This is a genomic window from Streptomyces sp. NPDC033131, assembly GCF_055578365.1.
In genome coordinates, this window is the sequence record NZ_JBVIPA010000056.1 from 1 (window position 1) to 12778 (window position 12778).

The following is a 12778-nucleotide window of genomic DNA, read 5'->3' on the forward strand; positions in this document are numbered from 1 at the left end:
GGGAACCCGTCCGGGGCGGGCACCGCCACCACGGGGACCACGGCAGTTGCGCAGACAAGCGCGGCCGACCGCACCGATCGCGGGCCGTCCGTACTCTCTGTGAGCCGCACACCCGAGGGCGAGCAGCAGGGCGCCTCGTGCCTGTCGCACAGGACACCAACTGGAGTCCGGCCGACTCCAAGGCGTGCACGGCGACGACATCCGCGTGCAGCGCATGGTCCTGTTCGTTCGCCCAGCGCTACACCGCAATAGACGCCTCGGACCCGTCGACGCCCACCACAACCCTGTTATCGGCGGCCAGTTCGGTCATGGCAGCCCCCTCCGCCGGATGACTTCTCGTCCCGCGGTGCCTCACACCGGGAGGGCGCGGCGGGAGCCGAGAGGCTCAGCACGGATGCCGAACGTTCCCTTGCCACGGCGGGGGCGGAAGCACGGTCTCGCCGGCAGGCGGCAGCGGACACGCGCGGTGACGGATGACGACCATGGCACTTGGGGCCGTCCGGCCCCCGCACAGACCCGGACAGCCCATGGGACCCCGCTGCGAACCGCTGGATGCTCAAGGTGTCGAGAGGTTTGGAGGAGATCCGTGATGTCGGACGACACGCTCAACCGCTCCCCGGTCCACGCCCTGCTCACGGACGGCACCACCGTATGTATCCGTCCCGTGCTGCCCGGCGACCACGATCAGCTGGAGGGGCTGTATCAGGAGATGTCCCCGGAGAACCTGCGCCTGCGGTTCTTCGGCATGAGCCGCCGCTCCGCCACCATGGCCGCCGACCGGGCCTGCGCTCCGCCGCGGACCGGTTACCGGGCCCTGCTGGCCGAGTCGAAGGGGCTGGTGATCGGACTCGCCGAGTACGAGGTCGGGGAGGACGGCACCGCCGAGATCTCCATCGCCGTCGCCGACGGGCTGCACCACCGGGGAGTGGGCACCCTGCTCGTCGAACATCTGGTGTCGGCGGCCAGGGAGGACGGCATCACCACCTTCGCGGCTGACGCACTGAGCGAGAACCGAGAAGTCCTCCAGCTCTTCGCCGACCTCGGTCTGCGCGCCACGCGGCGCTTCGAGGGGCCGGAGGTGCGCTGCACCATCGCCCTCGACGAGGACGACACGTACCTCACGGCCGTGGAGGCCCGTGGCCGGGCGGCCGACGTGGCCAGCCTGGAGCCGCTGCTGCGGCCGAAGTCGGTCGCTGTCGTCGGAGCCGGACGCAAGCCCGGTTCGGTGGGGCGGGCCCTGCTGCACCACCTCGACGCGGGCGGCTACACAGGACGTCTGTTCGCCGTGAACTCGAACGCCTCCGCCATCCTGGGCGTCCATGCATACCCTTCCGTCAGTGCCCTGCCCCTCACCCCTGACCTCGTCGTGATCGCCGCGCCCGCCGCAGCCGTACCGGGCATCGCCGAGGAGTGCGGCAAGGCGGGCGTAAAGGCCCTCGTCGTCGTCTCCGCCGGCCTGAACAGTGCCCAGGCGCGGGCGCTCCTGACCGCATGCCGCACGTACGGCATGCGGCTCGTCGGCCCCAACTGCCTCGGCATCTCCAACACCGAACCGGCGCTGTCCATGGACGCGACCTTCGCCGCCGACCATCCGCGACCCGGTACCGCCGGTGTGGCGGTGCAGTCCGGAGGAGTGGGCATCGCGTTGCTGGACGGGCTGTCCCGGCTCGGCATCGGCGTGTCGTCCTTCGCCTCCCTCGGTGACAAGTACGACGTCAGCGGCAACGACCTGCTCCAGTGGTGGGAGGGAGACGGCCGTACCGACCTCGCCCTGCTGCACGTGGAGTCGTTCGGCAATCCGCGGGCGTTCTCCCGTACCGCCCGTCGTGTCACTCGTCGCATGCCAGTGTTGACCGTCGACGCCGGCCGTACGGACGAGGGGCGGCGGGCCGCCGCCTCGCACACCGCAGCCGCGGCCACCCGCACCATGACCCGGCGGGCCCTGTTCACCCAAGCGGGCATCACCGCCACCCACTCCGTGGGCGAACTCCTGGAGACCGCCGCGCTGCTGCACTCCCAGCCGCTTCCGTCGGGTGCGCATGTCGTGATCGTGACCAACGCGGGCGGCGCGGGAGTCCTGTCCGCCGACGCCTGCGCGGAGGCGGGACTCGTACTGCCACGGCTCGCTCCCGAGCTGGTCGATGATCTACAGGCCGTTCTGCCCGCCGGTGCCACCTTCGGCAACCCCGTGGACGCCACCGCCGCCGTCACGGAGGACGAACTGCGCGCCTGCGTGGACCGTGTCCTTCGCCATCCCGGCGTCGGCGCCGTCCTGGTGGCTCTCGTTCCCACCGCCGTCGCCGCGGCGACCGGCGACGATCTGGTACGGGCGGTCACTCGGGGACCGGGGCGGCGGACGCGGCCGGTCGCCGTCGTACGCCTGGAGCAGGAGGTACCGGTCAGGCTGCTGCCCGCGACGGACGGCGGCACGATCCCCTCGTATGCCGAACCCCGGGCTGCCGCTGGGGCGTTGGCCCACGCCGCGCGTCGGTCGGCCTGGCTCGGCCGACCGATGGGCACCCTGCCGGTTCTGGACGGAGTCGACTCGGCACGCGCTCATGAGGTCGCTGCGAGCTACCTCGCGGCACATCCGGACGGCGGCTGGCTCGAGCCGGACACCTGCGCGGATCTACTGGCCTGCTACGGCATCCCCCAACTGCCCTGGGCGTGGGCCGAGACCGAGGACGAGGCCGTCCTCGCCGCCGAGCGGCTGCGCGGAGCGGACGGACGCGTCGTCATGAAGGCCCACTGGCCGGGGCTCCTGCACAAGAGCGAACAGCACGCGGTCCACCTCGACCTGCGGGGCGAGGCCCAGGTGCGTGCCGCCTTCAGGGATCTGGAGACCCGGTTCGCCGGCGTGATGACCGGGGCAGTCGTGCAGCCGCTGGCCGAGCGCGGCACGGAACTGTTCGCCGGAGTCGTCCAGGACGCCGTGTTCGGGCCGCTGGTCCTGTTCGGGCTGGGCGGTACGGCCACCGAGGTGCTCGCCGATCACGCGGCCCGCCTGGCCCCGCTGACGGATCACGACGTGCACGACCTCATCACCTCCCCCCGCTGCGCGCCGCTCCTGTTCGGGGCGCACGGCAGCGGGCCTGTCGACCTCGAAGGCCTGGAGCAGTTGCTCCTGCGGTTGTCCCGCATCGCGCAGGACCTGCCGCAGCTGGCGGAGGCCGACTTCAACCCGGTCCTCGCGACACCCGGCTCGGTCACCGTGCTCGACGCGCGCATACGTCTGCTGCCGCGCCGGCCGCAGGACCCCTATCTGCGCCGACTCCGCTGAGGAAGGAATCGCCACGAAGCACAACAAGGTCGGGTCCGTGATGACCACCGATGTCGTCCGGGCCGAGTACGGAACCCCGTTCAAGGAGGTCGCACGGCTGCTCGCCGGCCACCGGATCAGCGGACTGCCCGTCGTCGACGATGACGAACGTGTCATCGGCGTCATCTCAGAGACCGACCTGATGATGCACCAGGCGCAGGCTCCCGTCCCGTACGAACCGAAGCGGCGCTTCCGGTTCGCCGCGCTGAGACCAGGCGCGAAGCGCCGGGCGGCGAAGGCGAGGGTTCGCACGGCCGGACAGCTGATGACCGAGCCGCCCGTCACCGCGCACGCCGACGGCTCCATCGTGGAGGCCGCACGGTTCATGGCCGAACGGCACGTGCAACGCCTGCCGGTGCTGGACGCAGAGGAGCGGCTGGTAGGGATCGTCACCCGCCGCGACCTGCTCCAGGTCTTCCTGCGCCCCGACGCGGAGATCCGCAAGGAAGTGATCGAGGAGGTGTTGGTGCGTGCCCTGTGGCTGGCGCCGCGGAGTGTCGACGTGTCGGTGACGGAAGGCGTCGTCACCCTGGACGGCCACATGGAACGAAAGAGCGAGACAGGGATCGCCGTGTCCATGACCCGGCAGATCGACGGTGTGGTCGGCGTGGTCGATCAGCTCGACTATCGGCTGGACGACGCGCGACTCCAGCCCGAGGACCAGGCACTGCACGGCGTGGCCGACGACTGGCTGCGCCGTCTGTGAGAGGGAGGAGAGGACCGGCATGCCGAGGAAAGTGTCGGTCGCCTACGGAACGAAGAACGGGTCGACGGCACAGATCACCGAGACCGTCGCCGAAGTTCTGCGCAAGGCAGGACTCACGGCAGAGGCACTGCCCGCCCGGTCCGTGACGAGCGTGCCGCCCTACGACGCCCGGGTGGTCGGAGGCGGACTGTACGCCGGTCGCCGGCCCAAGGAAGCCCGCCGCTTCGTCCGCCGGCACCGCAGGTCCCGGGCCCGGATTCCGATCTGGCTGTTCAGCAGCGGCCGCTCGACGCCTCCGCCTCGGAGCGGGACATCCCGCCCGTGCCGGGTGTGCGGCGCGTCATGGACAACCTGGAGGTCACCGAGCACATCACCTTCGGAGCCGAAGGGCGCATCGCCCGGATGATCGTGCGTTCCGGCAACCGCGGAGACTTCCGCGACTTCGCCGCGATCGATGCCTGGGCGGCACGCGCGCCGGCCCGCCGACTCGCTGGCTCGCGCTCCCGGGGTGTTTCTGACGGGAACATGGCAGTCAGGATGGTTTCCTCTGCCCGAAGGCGCAGAACACCTGGGGGGAACTCAGTGCTCCGTATCCACTTCACCGATGCCGATCTGGTCAGGACCCGTATCGCGGCCGCGCCGGACCCCTTGTGGGAGATCTGTGTGAGCCTGCACCGCTTCCAGTCCCGCCAAGGGCGTTGGGCCTACGCGGAGTGGCATCGCTCCGCCCGCGCCCGGCTGCACGCGGCGGATTTCGCCCGTACGCTGCGCACCCTGCTCTTGCCCCTGGTCCCGCGCGCCACCTACTTCCCCGACTTTCTCACCCCGCCCGAGGCCGTCGAAGGGCTCGACGCCGGCCTGGAGGCCATCCTGGCCGCCCCGCGGCGCCAGATCCTGGACGAGGTGGGCATCCTCACCCGCACCAGTGGGGCTCCGGCCTGGGCGACACGGCTGGTGGAGAAGGACATGCGCGAGGAACTGGTACAGGCGTTGCGGACCTACTACGACACCGCCATCGCCCCGCACGGCGATCACATCCGGGCCCGTATTGAAGCGGAACGGGCCGCCCGCGCCCGTGCCGTGCTCGACGGAGGGGTCGACGGGATCCTCCAGAACCTGGGACCCACCCTGAGATGGCGGCGCCCCGTCCTGCACACAGACTATCCCGAGGACCGCGACCTGTATCTGAACGGCCGCGGGCTCCTCCTGATCCCGTCGTACTTCTGCTGGGGGAACCCGGTGACCTTAGGCGACACCACGCTCGACCCTGTACTGATCTACTCACTCAGCCACGAGCCCCACCACACCGCTCTCCCCGGCGACCTCGGCTCCGGCGCCCCCCTGGCGGCCCTGCTCGGCCGTACCCGCGCCGCCGTCCTGCGTGCCGTCGCCACCGGCGCCACCACCGGCGAACTCGCCCGTGCCGCCGTGGTCTCCGCGTCGTCGGCCAGCAACCACGCCACCGCCCTGCGGGACGCGGGTCTGATCGTCAGCCACCGGCACGCCGCATCCGTACTGCACACCCTGACCCCCCTCGGGGCCGCGCTGCTCCGTGCCAACACCCCGGGCCGCCCTCAGTGACCACGCCGCCCCGCGGAGGGTTCGGCACTGCCCGCCGCCCCGCCCGGGGCGCCGCCGGTGACGGTCACCCGTCACCGGGCGATCAGCGCGGCGACCTCGTCACGGATCGACGGCATGGCGGTGTACACCGTGCCGGGGCAGTCGGTGGCCGCCCAGTGCCGGTGCCCGCCGATGGCCGGTGCGGGCCGGCTCACTCCGCTCACGGGATTGCGGTAGACCACCTTGCCCAGGGGAGCGAGCGCGTGCCGCTCGGCGAGCTCGGCCAGCAGCTGGACCAGCGCGCCGCGTGCGGCGGATGACGCGGGCTTGGAGGTCAGCGTTCCCAGGAGGGCGATGCCGATGTTCCCGGAGTTGTAGCCCTCGATGTGCGCTCCGGTGACGAGCCGGCCCGCGGCGTCGTGCGCGGCCGTGCCGTCGGTGCCGGACCAGCGTCCCTCGTACACCCGGCCGTTCTCGTCGATCAGGTAGTTGTAGCCCATGTCGCCGTACGCGCCGGCGGCGGTGCGGTAGATCGCGCGGACCCGAGCGGCCGGGTCCGGGTCGTTGCTGCCGTCGGCGGTGTGGTGGACGCTGAGCGTCTGGACGGGGTAGTACTGGGCCGGCCAGCGTTCGGTGCCGCCGGTGGTGAAGCGCAGGGTCTCGTCCGCGCCCCAGTCCCTGCGGGTCAGCAGCGTGTACGTGGCGGGTGTGGCGGCGACGGCCGGGAGCGGACGCGACACCGCGCCGAAGGCGGCGGCGGCTCCGACGGCCGCCAGGAGCGTACGGCGGTGCAGGAGGGGAACCGACTGCCCGGTGCTCCGGGAGCCGGAGAAGTCCGAGAGCCTCATCGTGTGGTCCTTCCTGTGGATCCGTGGACCCGCGGGCTCGGCTGAAGAGCGCACTCGGGCTTGGGGGCGTAGAGGCGGGACCACGTACCGGGGCCGACGATGCCGTCCGGGCCACCCGCGGTACCGTTGCAGGTCTGCACCCAGTGGACGCCCTCCAGGGTCCTCGGGCCGTACCCCCCGTCCTCCTCCAGCCAGTTGTGAAAGCCGCTGTAGAAGTTGACGAGGCACTGCACCTGGCGAACCGCGTCACCCGTCGCGCCGGGGTTGACGGTGGGCCGGGCGGAGTCGTCGATGTGGTTGCAGTGGGTCTCCGCCGCTGTGGCGCTCGATGCGGCGCTCGCCGTGGGGCCGCCGGCGAGGAGACCTCCGGCTGCCAGTACGGCGGTGCCGCAGACGAGGGCCAGGCGGTGGGTGCGGGTGCGCATGGTGTCTCCCCCAGCGTGGGTGGCGGTCGGCAGGTCGAAGGGCAGGGACGGGCGTTGCCCGGTGAACCGCACCTGGACGGGTGACGTGTGCGGGTGACGGGCCCCGGTCGCCGCCCGGGCACCCCCGTGCGCATGCCCGGGCGACCGGGGCCCGTCTGTTCGAGATCGGCTCAACCGCTCATGCGGCGACGGGCCGTCTCAGGACCGCGGCATCAGTAGACGCTGTCGCACCAGTCGGCGAACTTCTTGAGCGCTGCCTGGGTCCCCGGTCCGGCATCTCCGTCGATGTTGCCGGTGTAGCCGTAGTCGGGCTGCGACAGTTTGCGCTGCAGCGCCTTGATCGTGCCGCTTCCGGGGTCTCCGTCGATGTTGCCGTTGTAGTCCCAGGAGGCCTTGAGGTGGCGCTGGAAGGCCTTCCAGCTGTCGGTGCCGAGCTGTCCGTCGATCGGGTCGGTGTAGTTCCAGCGCGCCTTCAACCAGCGCTGGACGGCCTTGGCCCGAGTGGAGTTCAGCCCGAGATTGACCACCGCGAGCGGCGCGGCCTCGGCGGCCACGGCCTGCTGCGGGGCCGAGTCGGATGCAGCGAACCCGGTGCTCGCTCCGGCCAGACTCCCGGCGGCCATGGCGACGACAGCGGTGGCGGTGACGAGCGTCCTGGTGAGGACAGTCGATCGCATTCGTTCCCCTTCGGGTCGTAGGTCGGCACCTCGCGCACGTTCCTCGGTGCCGAGGCCCCGGAACGGTCTCGACCGGTCCGTGCTGGGCTTCGAGATGACCTTTTCAGTTCCTCCACGGCACCGACACACTCTTGCGTCTGGGGGCAAAAGCCCAGCTCAGGGAGGTGAATGGAATGCTCCGGATGCACTTCCGCAGCTACCGTCCCACCGGCGGTTGTGACGGTGGAGCAAGTCGGGTGGGACGTTCGGCATGCGGATTTCTGTCTCCTCGGACATGGACGAGCCCGTGGCCCGCGCGCTCCTCGCCGAGCTGCGCGAGCGGGGCCACGACGTGGTGGCGCACGGCGCGTTGCGGGCCGGCGACGACCCTCAGTGGGCCGTGTGCTCGGAGGTGGCGGCGCGGGATGTCGCCGACGGGCAGGCGGACCAGGCGGTCGTGTGCTGCTGGACCGGGACTCGGCGCGTCGATCGCGGCGAACAAGGTGCCGGGGGTGCGGGCAGGCCTGTGCGCCGACGCGTACACGGCCGAGGGCGCGCAGCCGCCGCCTGCTTGCGCAGCTGCTCCAGCCGCGTCGCCAGCAGGTACTGCGCGGCGCGCTCCCGGGCCGCGTCGGCGGCCTTCGTCGCGGCGGCGACAGCGTCCGCGCCGTTCGGGTTCGCACGGAACCACCTGCGATTCTGCTCGGTCTTGTACACCTGCCGGGCCTCCGCCTCGGCTTCCTCGGTCCGCCCCAGCCGTCCGAGGGCGCTGCTGCGGTACTCCGGCAGGGCCTGCTCCACGGCCTGGAGTGCGGTGAAGGCGAGCGCGGACGCCGCCATGGCCGGGTCCGCGTCCAGCGCGCCAGGCTCCACCAGCTCCAGGAACTCACGCCGGACGCGCTCGATGTCGGCCTCCAGCGATGCACGGACGTGGGCGGAGACCGCGGCGACGTCGTCCGCGTCGTCCTGGGCGGCCGCCCAGGACGCGGCGACCAGACCGGCCTCCACGATCAGGGCCTCGGGTCCGGGGCCGGTAACGGCACGCCTCGCACCCGGCCGACCGGTCCTGCCCGCAGTCCTCGCACGGCAGGGCCTGTCGTACCGCGTCGGCCGCGGCCTGGCGCTGGCGCTCCGCCCGCTCCTCGGCAGCCCCTCGGGCCGCATCCCGGCGGGCCTGCTCGGCACTGGCCTGCTCGCGCCGCCGCGCGAAGTCCTCCGCCTCGATAGCCGCCTGCTCGCGCAGCCGCTCCTCGAGGCCCCTGCGGCGCTCGCCGTCACTCAGACCGGGCAGCTCCCGGTCGACCTCCGACGCGATCTTCGCCCGCCGGGCGCGCCGGATGTGGACCACGTTGTTGCAGTTCTCGCACTCGCAGCCGGCGTCCAGCCGGATCCCGTCGTCGCACCGCCGGTCCGAGCAGGACGGCCGCTGCACCAGCCCCCGGCGGATCAGCCACCCGTACGGGCCGGTGACCAAGGGCTCACCGCCGGTCTCCTCCAGCCGCTCGGTGAGCCGGTCGGCCAGCAGCCGCGGCGCCATCTCCGGCCGGATCAGCATGCCCGCCAGGTGGGCCAACTCCGCCCTCGCCGCCGCCTCGACCTGGTCCTGCTGCCAACCACTCAGCCGCTCCCACAGCCTTGCGAGCGGCCCCAGAGCCACCCGCAGACCAAGATCAGCGGGAAGGCCTGCCCTCCGCCCTTCTTGCCGAGCGACCCCTCAGAGCAGGCAGAACAGGTTTATGCAGCCATCGTCTCCGACTCGGCTTTTGTCGGGCCGGTTCTCGCGGGGGGCACTGAAAGGCTTGGCGGAGTTGCTGGCCTCGCTGAGGGGCGCCGCACATTCCAACGAGACGTCCGCAGAGTTCAGGAACTGGGCCGTACAGGGCGTACAGGGCGTACAACACAACGCGAGCCTGATGCAGATGCTGGTGCAGCGAAGCGCAACGCTGGGCACGGCGGAGGAGTTCTTCGCAGAGGTAGAGTCAGCGCTCGCGAAAGAGCCCGTCCGGCAGGCGAATCAGCGGCAGTACGCGCGTCTTGTGGCACTCCTTCGGGCATCCCACCACACCGTCACTTACCTGTTCGAAGAGTCAGACGACCAGGAGGTGGTGCCCGTGTGAGGCAGCGCGTTGGCCGCGCTGTGGATCCGTCGCAGGTTCAAATTCGCCCCCGTTACGAACATCCCGCCCCGGTGACGTCACGTCGCCGGGGACCGAAGCCGTTCAGGGGTGACGTGAGGCGTGCCATCGTTGCCGCACGGCAGCGGGCCCGGTAGGTGACCGTTGTCGTGGTGCCGTCGGGCTTGGTCATGCCGTGGTACGCCGGCGCGGTGGTCCTAGTTCGTCGCAGTTCACTGCCATGGCGGTGTGGGCAGTCCGTCCGGATCCAGACCAGCCGGCCAGCGTGCACTGAAGGCTTCGTCTGGCATGTCGCGCGCACGGCCGCGATCGGCGACCTGGCGGTAGAGGTTCTCGGCGCCTTCCCGGTCTCCTGCCTTCTCCCGCGACCGGCCCAGCCGGTAGAGGGGGTCGGGACTGCCGAGGTCAGCGGCCAGCTGGGCAAGGGTCTCTGCTTCCCTCAGGTCCCCCGCCTGCTCCCGTAGCCTGGCCAGGGAGCTCAGGGCGAAAGGGCTGCCACGTTCAGCGGCCTGCCGGTAGAGACGTTCAGCGCTCTCCCGGTCCCCGGTCGTTTCCCGCAAGTGGCCCAGGTAGCTCATCCCGTTGGGGTCGCCGGTGTCTGCAAGATGACGTGCAAGGCTTTCAGCCCCTTCCCTGTCTCCCATTCTCTCGCGCAACGTGACCACGCGGCGCAGGCCGTCGGACTTGCCGTTGTCCGCAGCCCGCCGGTAAAGATCCTCCGCTCCTTCCCCATCCCCTGCCCGCTCCCGCAAAACAGCCAACGGGAAGAACGCTTCAGTGATGCCGTGTTCGACGGCCTCCTGGTAACACTTCTCGGCACCCTTCAGATCCCCGGCCTCCTCCCGCAACTGGCCCAGCCGGTAGAGGGCTTCGGTGCTGCCGTGATCGGCGGCCTCTTGATAGAGCCCCTCAGCACCCTTACCGTCCCCTGCTCTTTCCACGGACAGCGCCAGGCTGTGCAAGGCGTCGGGCCTGCCGTGCACTGCGGCCCGCCGGGCGAGGACTTCAGCGCCCTTCCAATCGCCCACCATGTCCCGCACCGTGACCACGCGGCACAAGGCATCCAAGTCGCCGAGGTCGTCGGCGCGCTGATAGAGCGTCTCGGCACCGTCCCGGTCTCCCAGGTCCTCCCGGATCACGGCCAAGCAGTACAGGGCATCAGCGCCGACGTGGTCGACGAGCAGTTCGTAGAGGCTCACGGCACTCGCCCGGTCCCCTGTCTCCTCCCGCATCATGGCCAGGCGGTACAGAGCGCTGGTGCTGCCGTGGTCGGCGGCCAACCGGGCCAGGGCTTCAGCGCCCTCGTGGTCCCCGGCCTCCTCCCGCAACTCCGACAGGTCGGACAGAACGCTGAAGTTGCCCTGTTCGGCGGCCTGCCGTGCGAGGTCGTCAGCGCCTTCCCTGTCATTCGCTCCCAGCCGCAAGACGGCCAGGTAGAAGAGGACGCTGGTTTCGCCAAGGTCGGCTGCCCGCCGATAGAGGTTCTCAGCCTCCTCCTGGTCGTCCACGTCCTCTCGCATCCCGGCCAGGACGCAGAGGGCGTTGATGCTGCCGCGGGAGGCCGCGCGGTGGCGGAGGTGGTGGGCCCATTCCAGGCGGTGTCGGTCCTCGGCGGCCTCGACCAGGACGTCCAGGTCGTCTGGGTCGGAGAGGTGGGTGTACGCGGCATGCCAGAAGGAGGCAGGCGGGCACAGAGGTCGGCGGGTAAGGCGGCCGTGCTGTTCGAGGTAGTCGGCGAGCCGGAACATTGTGCCCACAGGCTGAGGTGAGGGGTGGTCGGCTGGCTGGGGCGGGCCGGGTGTGCGTCGTTGAGGGCGAGGTCGCACCCGGCACAGCGGGGCTTGTTTGCCGTGCCCTGGTGTGGCGAGTTCGGCGTAGGCCTTTTTCGCCCAGTCGTCGGTGAGCTGGTCGTAGTCATCTATTGAGAGGTAGTCGGGGGCCGCGTCGGTCAGGAAGGTCTGAGGAAGGTGGAGGCCGACTTCGAAGCGCCGGGCGTCCATCGCTGCGTGCAGCAGGGCGCGGGCGGCTGGGGTGGCCTGCTCGTAGCGGCGCAGGAGTTCAGGGGCTCCGGCCAGATCCTGTGTGACCCGGCCACCCTCGCGTGTGCGGGCGAGGGTATCGGCCAGCAGGGGGTCACCCCCCTCGGCCAGAACGGTCGCGGCGGCCAAGGCCGCGGCGTCGAAGGTGTCGGGGACGGCAACGGTGCGTCCGGTGAGCAGTTCCCGCACCCGGGTGTGCGGATCGTCCCCGCCCGGGGCGGGGAGAGCGGTGTACTGGGCTGCGTACTCGGGCCACAGCGTGCCCAGCACCAGGACCGGGCCGCGCTCCTCGTCGGTCAGCAGCCGGTGCACGGCCGCCGCGATCCGCTCGCCGGAGGTCCGGTCGCCGAAGTAGTGCTGAGCCTCGTTCAGCCATACCACGGTGCGCGGCCCGACCTGCTGCAACTCTTCGAGCGCGGCCTCGGCGCGGGTCGGGTCGAAGGGGTGCCACAGCCGCCACCGCGTCTTCGCGAGCGGCTGCACGGCCTGCCAGCACGCCCTCGTCTTGCCCGTCGACGAGCTGCCCACCAGGACCACGATCGTGCTGCGGCCGTTGGCCGCCTCCCGTACCGCCTCGGCCAGCACCTCGTCATGCCGGCGCTCCACGTATGCGGGCAGCGCCCGCTCCCCGCCCGCGATGGTGGCCGGACCGGCGGGGTGGACTTCCAGCTCGTGCGGCTCCCACTGCCCGATCGGACGGCCCGGACCCGGCATGTCGGCCGGGTGCCCGTCCGTTTCCTCGACCGCTGTCCGCTGCAACTCCAGCAGCTCGCCCACCGGCAACTTCAACGCGCCTGCCAGACGAGCCACTGTCTGCACCGACGGAATACCGCCCTCAGGGGAGAGCGCCCTGGACACTGTTCCACGGCTCAGCCCGGCCTTCCCGGCCAGCTCCGTCTGGTTCAGCCTGGCCCGGGCCCGTGCGTCTTCCAGTCTTCCGCGCAGCTCAGCAAGTGCCGGACCGCGGCCGTTGTCCGCCTCGTGCATGTGCTAGTCCCCCAGGGTTATGTGTGCGCCCGTGTTCATCTTCGCCCCGCTGAACCATGGCGCACAGGCATTCCGGGAGGTTCATCCCTGTCAACACCCCACC

Annotated in this window: 10 protein-coding genes and 1 pseudogene; 6 read left to right on the plus strand and 5 right to left on the minus strand. The window is 71.1% G+C overall.

Translation table 11 applies throughout. The features are described from left to right. Positions 1–589: 589 nt before the first annotated feature. The 4 genes from ACZ5XS_RS40645 (at position 590) to ACZ5XS_RS40660 (ending at position 5606) form a co-directional block, all read left to right on the plus strand. Complete coding sequence (locus ACZ5XS_RS40645) at positions 590–3280, plus strand: bifunctional acetate--CoA ligase family protein/GNAT family N-acetyltransferase (RefSeq protein WP_468660155.1); 2691 nt, start codon at positions 590–592, stop codon at positions 3278–3280. A gap of 40 nt (positions 3281–3320) precedes the next feature. Beyond that, positions 3321–4025 (plus strand): CBS domain-containing protein, encoded by a 705-nt coding sequence (locus ACZ5XS_RS40650; RefSeq protein ID WP_468660157.1) that lies wholly within the window; start codon positions 3321–3323, stop codon positions 4023–4025. Positions 4026–4044: 19 nt separating this feature from the next. Then, entirely contained in the window at positions 4045–4431 is a 387-nt protein-coding gene (locus tag ACZ5XS_RS40655) for a flavodoxin domain-containing protein (protein WP_468660159.1), read from the plus strand. Positions 4432–4607: 176 nt separating this feature from the next. Further along, positions 4608–5606 (plus strand): ArsR family transcriptional regulator, encoded by a 999-nt coding sequence (locus ACZ5XS_RS40660; protein ID WP_468660161.1) that lies wholly within the window; start codon positions 4608–4610, stop codon positions 5604–5606. A 71-nt stretch (positions 5607–5677) separates the two neighbouring features. On the opposite strand, the gene ACZ5XS_RS40665 is transcribed toward ACZ5XS_RS40660, so the two are convergent. The 3 genes from ACZ5XS_RS40665 to ACZ5XS_RS40675 form a co-directional block, all read right to left on the minus strand. After that, positions 5678–6433 (minus strand): peptidoglycan recognition protein family protein, encoded by a 756-nt coding sequence (locus ACZ5XS_RS40665; protein ID WP_468660163.1) that lies wholly within the window; start codon positions 6431–6433, stop codon positions 5678–5680. Further along, positions 6430–6858, minus strand: coding sequence for a peptidoglycan-binding domain-containing protein (locus ACZ5XS_RS40670; RefSeq protein ID WP_468660165.1), 429 nt, complete (start codon positions 6856–6858; stop codon positions 6430–6432). Before ACZ5XS_RS40670 ends, ACZ5XS_RS40665 begins: the two co-directional genes overlap by 4 nt. Before the next feature lie 212 nt (positions 6859–7070). Continuing rightward, positions 7071–7535, minus strand: coding sequence for a peptidoglycan-binding domain-containing protein (locus ACZ5XS_RS40675; RefSeq protein WP_468660167.1), 465 nt, complete (start codon positions 7533–7535; stop codon positions 7071–7073). A gap of 250 nt (positions 7536–7785) precedes the next feature. Here ACZ5XS_RS40675 and ACZ5XS_RS40680 point away from each other — a divergent pair. After that, positions 7786–8074: pseudogene (locus tag ACZ5XS_RS40680) on the plus strand (RpiB/LacA/LacB family sugar-phosphate isomerase); the annotation flags it as partial. A gap of 326 nt (positions 8075–8400) precedes the next feature. Here ACZ5XS_RS40680 and ACZ5XS_RS40685 read toward each other — a convergent pair. Next, entirely contained in the window at positions 8401–9171 is a 771-nt protein-coding gene (locus ACZ5XS_RS40685; protein WP_468660169.1) for a hypothetical protein, read from the minus strand. A 142-nt stretch (positions 9172–9313) separates the two neighbouring features. Here ACZ5XS_RS40685 and ACZ5XS_RS40690 point away from each other — a divergent pair, with 142 nt between their 5' ends. Next, entirely contained in the window at positions 9314–9631 is a 318-nt protein-coding gene (locus ACZ5XS_RS40690) for a hypothetical protein (protein WP_468660171.1), read from the plus strand. 230 nt (positions 9632–9861) lie between these two features. Here ACZ5XS_RS40690 and ACZ5XS_RS40695 read toward each other — a convergent pair whose 3' ends face one another. Further along, positions 9862–12675, minus strand: a complete 2814-nt coding sequence (locus ACZ5XS_RS40695) for a helix-turn-helix domain-containing protein (RefSeq protein ID WP_468660173.1) — start codon at positions 12673–12675, stop codon at positions 9862–9864. Positions 12676–12778 lie beyond the last annotated feature (103 nt).

Excerpts from the sequence above, each read along its gene's own strand:
- ACZ5XS_RS40675 (WP_468660167.1), bottom strand. The coding sequence starts at position 7,535 with ATGCGATCGACTGTCCTCACCAGGACGCTCGTCACCGCCACCGCTGTC.
- ACZ5XS_RS40665 (WP_468660163.1), bottom strand. The coding sequence starts at position 6,433 with ATGAGGCTCTCGGACTTCTCCGGCTCCCGGAGCACCGGGCAGTCGGTT.
- ACZ5XS_RS40670 (WP_468660165.1), bottom strand. The coding sequence starts at position 6,858 with ATGCGCACCCGCACCCACCGCCTGGCCCTCGTCTGCGGCACCGCCGTA.
- ACZ5XS_RS40695 (WP_468660173.1), bottom strand. The coding sequence starts at position 12,675 with ATGCACGAGGCGGACAACGGCCGCGGTCCGGCACTTGCTGAGCTGCGC.
- ACZ5XS_RS40645 (WP_468660155.1), top strand. The coding sequence starts at position 590 with ATGTCGGACGACACGCTCAACCGCTCCCCGGTCCACGCCCTGCTCACG.
- ACZ5XS_RS40650 (WP_468660157.1), top strand. The coding sequence starts at position 3,321 with ATGACCACCGATGTCGTCCGGGCCGAGTACGGAACCCCGTTCAAGGAG.
- ACZ5XS_RS40655 (WP_468660159.1), top strand. The coding sequence starts at position 4,045 with ATGCCGAGGAAAGTGTCGGTCGCCTACGGAACGAAGAACGGGTCGACG.